At 34.9% G+C, this 6,308-nt stretch carries 6 protein-coding genes; 1 reads left to right on the top strand and 5 read right to left on the bottom strand.

The annotated features are described in order from the left end of the window. The 5 genes from ACOQFO_RS05225 to ACOQFO_RS05205 all read right to left on the bottom strand — a co-directional run. Positions 1-165, bottom strand: a 165-nt coding sequence (locus ACOQFO_RS05225; RefSeq protein ID WP_421688638.1) for a transposase, incomplete at its 3' end; no start/stop codon positions are given. A gap of 31 nt (positions 166-196) precedes the next feature. Continuing rightward, a complete protein-coding gene (locus tag ACOQFO_RS05220; protein ID WP_421688637.1) occupies positions 197-2,053 on the bottom strand; it encodes a hypothetical protein in 1,857 nt (618 codons plus the stop codon). Between the two features lie 120 nt (positions 2,054-2,173). After that, entirely contained in the window at positions 2,174-2,944 is a 771-nt protein-coding gene (locus ACOQFO_RS05215; RefSeq protein WP_421688636.1) for a DUF6339 family protein, read from the bottom strand. Between the two features lie 3 nt (positions 2,945-2,947). Continuing rightward, positions 2,948-3,793: a hypothetical protein gene (locus ACOQFO_RS05210; protein ID WP_421688635.1), complete on the bottom strand. Its 846-nt coding sequence runs from the start codon at positions 3,791-3,793 to the stop codon at positions 2,948-2,950. Continuing rightward, positions 3,783-5,609, bottom strand: coding sequence for a hypothetical protein (locus ACOQFO_RS05205; protein ID WP_421688634.1), 1,827 nt, complete (start codon positions 5,607-5,609; stop codon positions 3,783-3,785). The genes ACOQFO_RS05210 and ACOQFO_RS05205 overlap by 11 nt, the downstream gene beginning before the upstream one ends. Before the next feature lie 315 nt (positions 5,610-5,924). Here ACOQFO_RS05205 and ACOQFO_RS05200 point away from each other — a divergent pair, with 315 nt between their 5' ends. After that, positions 5,925-6,224 (top strand): hypothetical protein, encoded by a 300-nt coding sequence (locus tag ACOQFO_RS05200; protein ID WP_421688633.1) that lies wholly within the window; start codon positions 5,925-5,927, stop codon positions 6,222-6,224. The last annotated feature ends 84 nt before the right edge of the window (positions 6,225-6,308 follow it).

Here is a 6,308-nt window from a genome sequence, read left to right as displayed (position 1 = left end):
AACAAAAGCAGCTTCTCCATCTTTACCAAATTTCCTTACCCAATTGTGTAACGTTTGTTCTGCAAGGTCTAGCTCACGTGCAACCTCCGCAACTCTTTTCCCACTTTCAACTAACTGTACTGCCTCTAATTTAAATTCTTTGTCGTAACTTTTTCGATTTGTCATCCTAGACACTCCTAGTAAATTATTGAGATTATTATACTTTATAAACTCCCAATTTACTGTGTCCATAATTTAGACTAACATCATACATATCTATTTGTTTTCTAAAATTAATAAGAGCATTTATTAAATTTCTATAATTATTACTACTTTTTACAGATTCTATTAATACATTTTTTATTAATTGTATTTTATAATCTTGAACATTAGTTAAGTCCATAATCCCTAATAAATCAAAAACTTTATCATAGAAGCGATACATCTTTTTATGAATTATTTTGAGACATATATCAACAATTAAATTAGAATCAGTTCTAAATCTATTTTCCCTAATTGCACTAATTATTAGATCCCCTAAGAATACTGTTCGATTTTCATTCTCTATCCACTGATAAATTTCTTTTACTAATTCATCTAGTATGATTTTATAATCATCGTCATTAAAAAAATATCCTAAGTGCTTATACACTTCTAATTTTGATTTAAACTTATTATTCTTCAATGGTATTGACTTTGCAAACTCATAAATATCCATAGCGTCTTTAGAATTTAATTTTCCAAGAATATTATTAAAATAAGAAATATACTGTGTAATTTGCGTACTTTCCTCTGTAACCATAGCCATTTTAATAAATAAAACTCTAAATTCCCAATCTGTATATTCTTCACAAAGGTGAAATAATACGTCCTTAACCCTGTCCCTTATTAACAAAATATGTGTTAACGATCCATAATAACATGCTGATACATAAATGTTAGCTATATATTCTACATAGATATTTAAATTATTCCCAAATCTAACAGTATATGCAGATTTCACTTTTTCCTTTTTATATTCTTTATTAATTTCTTCATAAAGTTGCTTATCATATCTATCGATTACTGGGTAAAATAACTCTCTAGTCATATTACTTAACTCTTTTTGTGCATCAGTTTCAAAGATAAATTTATTATCAATTCTAGCCATTAATCTCTCTATGTTTCTTATATCCACTAAAATATCTTGTATAAACCAATCTGGCATGTACTTTTCTTTGGACAATTTAAGAGACTCAGTAAGATAAGTAATTACCATGTTTAAATCATCTAACCAGTAGGATTGAATCGCCTTCCATCTTAATTCAACAATTTTATTTAGATCCTCATCCTGTTCTTTTTTCAGAATATCCAAATATAAACCAACATTAAATTCCCTAATTTCTTTTTCTCCCCACAAGACCTTTAAAAAGGTTTCTAGGTAATTATCTATTTCTAAACTGTCTTCTACTTCTAAATTTAATGGATATATTAAATTACCTATGTATGCTTTAGATTTATCTATTCCTTTCAAGTTATGCTTTGATAATGAATCAGTAAACATTGTTAGCTCATTATCATTATTATCTTTATGGTTATCGAATTCTACGTCAATAAGTCTATTTCTACAATAATTTCTATATATTTTACATATATCATTTATTAAGTCTTGATACCCATGTTTAATAAAATCATCAAAGTTATCTACAATATAATATTTAGAACCCGTTGCTCCCGTTAATTCTTCTTGTACTTGCGTTGGTTTCTTTTCAGTTTCATTACAGAATAAATATATTGATTTTTTAGGATGTGATTTAGCTCTAGAAATTTCTCGAACAATTGCTGGTGTAACACCATCCGCATTATCAATCAAAAAGAGACATACGTCACTATCATCTAAAGCATATAGATAATCTTGTTGCGCAGATTGTGTAGAGGCTCCCTCATCTTCAAATAAATAAACTTCGGCTATTTGACTAGACTCAATAAGTCTTTTTAATTCTTTACGTACTTCATTATATTTTTCATAACCAGTTCCACATCTTGAGCTAATAAAAACTTTAATTTTGTTCGTTATTAACAGAGAATCATTCATTTCCATCACCTACAATCAATTATACAATCTCTACCAATTATATTACTCAATTATTAAAAAACAGTCCAACCATATTAGTCAGACTGTCTTTTTATTTCTCTTCATAGTGAAATTAGTAGATTACCTTAGGGAAAACACTACATTCCCTTGTATTGCAAACACCTTCCTAACCCTCTTTTCCACCATCTCTTTCACTTCATCTTCTTCTAGAAGATCAAGCACCATGGCTCCACCTGAAACATTTAGGAACTTTGTTGATTCAACAAAATGAGCACGTTTAATAGCAACACCATCATCCCGAAGCCCAATCAGAGCTCGCAATATTCCTTTCGTAATAGCACGGTTTGATGTGAAGTTACTCGAGAAGAAAACTACACAACGTGCTGAGAAGTCAGCTGAGCAGAAGAATTTTGTTAGCCAGTATGGATTTTCTTGATTGTTCTCGTCATATGTCATGTACCCTACCCACCACAAACGTGCTAGTGCATGAACGAACAACGAACGTTTCGCACCATTTTCAAAGAACATTGCCGATTTGATACGTGTATCGTTTTTCTTTTCAATGTCTTTTTCAATTCGATAATAGATGTAATCACGGAAGTACACGTGTGCTAGACCCGACCAAAGCTTCTCTTGCGTTGCTAAGGAAACTGGTAGGTCTTTCAATGATTCATAGACAATTTTTACATTTTCGTAATCACTGACTAAGTAATCTTCACCCATATGTAGTTCAGGTTTCTCAAACTCAATCTTCGACTCTAGTAATCGCCCCTCTTGACCAAAATACTCATCAAACCAAGCATCGTCCCGTTTGTAGTAGTGCTCTTTGTAAGTTTCGAAGTTTACACGAAGGTCTTGTAAGGCGTCTTCAGATAAAAATTTGATTTTCATTGATTATTCCATCCCTTCGTTTAGTTTTTGGATTTCGTTGAATGCTTTTTCTAATGGGTTTTGTAGGACCATTTGAGCTGCGCGAAGAACAGGGATTGTTCCATCAATGACTTGTGTTAATGGAATGTTGTTCTTTTTGAAGATTTGCTCAAGAACTTGGTACCATTTGTATTCGCTGTAGTCCGCGCTATCTTCCTTTAATGTATAGAACACTTCAACTAGACTTGGCAGAATCACCATTGAAAGAATTGTTTCTTTTAATCGCGATCCTGCATTAATTGCATATTGATCGTAAATCGCTTTAGGTAACTCGATAATAATTTGTGGTGAGTTCAGTGATACGACCAATTCTTTTGCGCTTTCTGAACGACGAATCGTTACAATGGAAGGCAAGTTTTGGGACTCTAGGTCATCTTCAAATAGAGTGACCTCCACTGCTTCACCAAGGGCTAGAATGTTTCCCTTCTCGTAAGTGATCGTTGCATCCGTATAGAAATCATTCAAGTTGGGATTGGTATAACCTTCGATTGTTTCATTGGCCAAGATAAATGGATGCACATCGATTTTTCCGCGCAAAACGTTCTCAGGAATGGCTGCCACAATTTTCGTTTCTTCTGACTGATAGATTTTGCGGAAACTTGTTTGTGGGCACTCCACGTGCAATGCATATTTTGCTTTTCCTTCATTTATAAGACTCGCAATCTTACTGTCTTGAAGATTACAGTTTAGATTGATATATAGTTGACCAAATGTTTTCTGTGCTTCAACTGTTGTTTCAAACTTCGAGCCAATATAATCATCGTTTTCTAATGAGAGCACTGGGTAAGGGAATGAATTATTAAATTTCATATAGGTCCACCTCCATCACGCAGTATTGCTCGTAATCTACTTTTACTTGAATGTTTTTTGGTTTCTTGCCTGTTAAGTTGATAAAACGTACAACATTCTTATCAATGCTTGTCACTTGGATGTCAGGTGATTGAACATCAAGTATTGGTAAGATGTAATCACTTTGTTCACCTGATACTTTGAATTCCAGTTTCCCTTTTTCGAATTTTTTCTCAGGTTTGATGTTTACACAATATAACCCTTCATTCTTTTGAAGGCAGACGTAACGTTTTTCCACATTAATTGGTTTATTTTTTTCCTTTTCGCCTTTGCCTTCTTGAGCTCCACCAGTTCCTTCATCAGAAGGGCCTTGCTCACCGTGAGTATTGCCAGTTCCGCCACCTTGGCCAAGACCTGCATCACGCTCATCATCTGAGTGGCCTGCTTGATCTCCTTCAGGTGTAATGCCCGCTTCAGCAAGCGTTTCTTCGAAGTCTTCTTTTCGTTGTTTTTTCTTCAGTTTCTTTTTCGGCTTTTCTTTTTTCTTTTGGGCGATGGATTTGATTTTTAGCGTAAGGGACTCTTTTTTATCGTCACCTTCACCCTCCACTGTCGTCGTGTCAGGTAGGAAGTCACTTAAACCAAAGGCATCCATTGTATCTGTCGTTTCAGCCTGGAATGTTTGTTGCACTGTTTCGCGAACGAATTTGCGTAAGTCTTTAAAGGCCGTATCTGCTTCTTTCGGCGCTTCTTCAAATCGGCTTGGTTCCCAAAGAGTATGCGCCGGGTTTTCCATCTTCTTAAACACTTGGTTCATGTGCTTACCAGTGATAATGAGAATCCCTGTGAATGAAATACTGCCACTGATACGGTTTTGTTCAAATAGACGCATCCCCGCTTTACGCGTCATGAGAACACGACGATTCAAATCTTCACCCTTCATGATGAATAGAGTCGCTTCCCCCTCTTCGAACTTACCAATCTTTTTATAAGATTTCGCCGGGTAAGGAATCTGAATGCTATCCTCAGAAGTTAGCAGTCTAAAGTAATTTTTCACATGACGATAATCTTCATTTGAATCATCAAGCTGTGCAATAAATGAGCCGATATTTTCATGCGAAATAACCTCATCATCCACTTTTACGACAAGTTTGTTTTGCCAAATTGTGATGAAGAAGTTGTAAATCACTGAGTTGCGAATCGCTTCCACCCAGTTCGTATCTTTCGGTTCGAAAGCTGACACGAAAATGTCAGTTCCCGTTTCTTCACGGTTGAATCCTGAATCTAAATTGATAAGACCCGGGATTGCATTCGAGTTTTCATTGTTCGTAAAATAACCCGTTCCTAATGTAATTTGGCCAGGTTGCTTTTCAAATGACATAATGTTTGCCACACCAATGTGAGATTGGTAGTTTGATATGTCTTGTGATGAGTAAAATAAAATACGGAGCTTCGAGTTCGCAAACGGAGCGGACTTCCCGATACCGAAACTACCACCAGAGCTGTCTCCCTTGTTCGAAGATCCTGCTTCTCTTACAAGCGAGCTCCATGGAGAACCAAGTTCCCCTGTTTGCGCACCTTCTAATCCTTTTGTGTTGAAATCGCTAATTCTCAAGAACGGTATTTCCTGTTCGTTTAATATGTATTTTGCTTGCTCGATAAACTGTTCGGATTTTGGGTTCTTACCTCTCCAAGTTGTTTCACATTTGTTGAATGCTTCTAATAACTCCGCGCGTTGTGGAAATTGATAACTTGGTAGTTTGAAACTTTTAAACTCCACCACAACCGGTTTCGTTTCATCTTTTATCGCATCAAGTGAATTCTGACAAATTCTCACGTGTCAGAGAATCCAATTCGTTACCTTTAAATGTTTCAATCCCCGCGTTATTGATGGAGTTAATCGTCCCACCTGCCGCCGCCGGGAAATTCCAATATGGTTGCATTATAATCCCCTTTCCTTTCCATACTATCGTACTATGTCTAATGTAATATTATAACAGGTTTGGATCATGGGGTGGTTGGTGGAAAATAGGGTGGGGTGTGAATAGGTGTTTTTTTTCCTACTTCATAAATTATCTAAATAAAAAATACAAATTTAGGTAATTATGTTCATTAACCTAACATAAAAATTAATTAAGAAAGGAGGACAAGAGTGGAAGATAGAAGAATTAAAAATTACGATTTATTATTTCAAACTTTGGGTATCATTATTATTTTTATGTTAATTTTCATTTCTAACAAGCTTTCTTTACCAATTATCGAAGAACTTAATTCTGGGGCAAAGATTACGGATATAATGTTTAACACAGATGACAGAGTTGATATTTCTGTTAATTTATTGATACCGCTAGTATTATTCGCTGTAAGTATTGGACTATTAACTATATCAATATGGGTAAGCGTCAAATATAACACACCTTCAACGAATTTCATGGACATGAGACAATCATGAAAATGAATCAAGTTGGAGGTTTTTTTATGAAACAATCTGAACGCCAGTTGATGTGGCAATCTCGTATTCAAGCATTTCACACAA

Origin of the sequence: Ureibacillus sp. MALMAid1270, assembly GCF_049202975.1 — a bacterium.
In the GTDB taxonomy this organism is placed as follows: domain Bacteria; phylum Bacillota; class Bacilli; order Bacillales_A; family Planococcaceae; genus Ureibacillus.
Note: the sequence above shows the minus strand (reverse complement) of the source record. Positions and strands in the feature narration are given on the sequence as shown.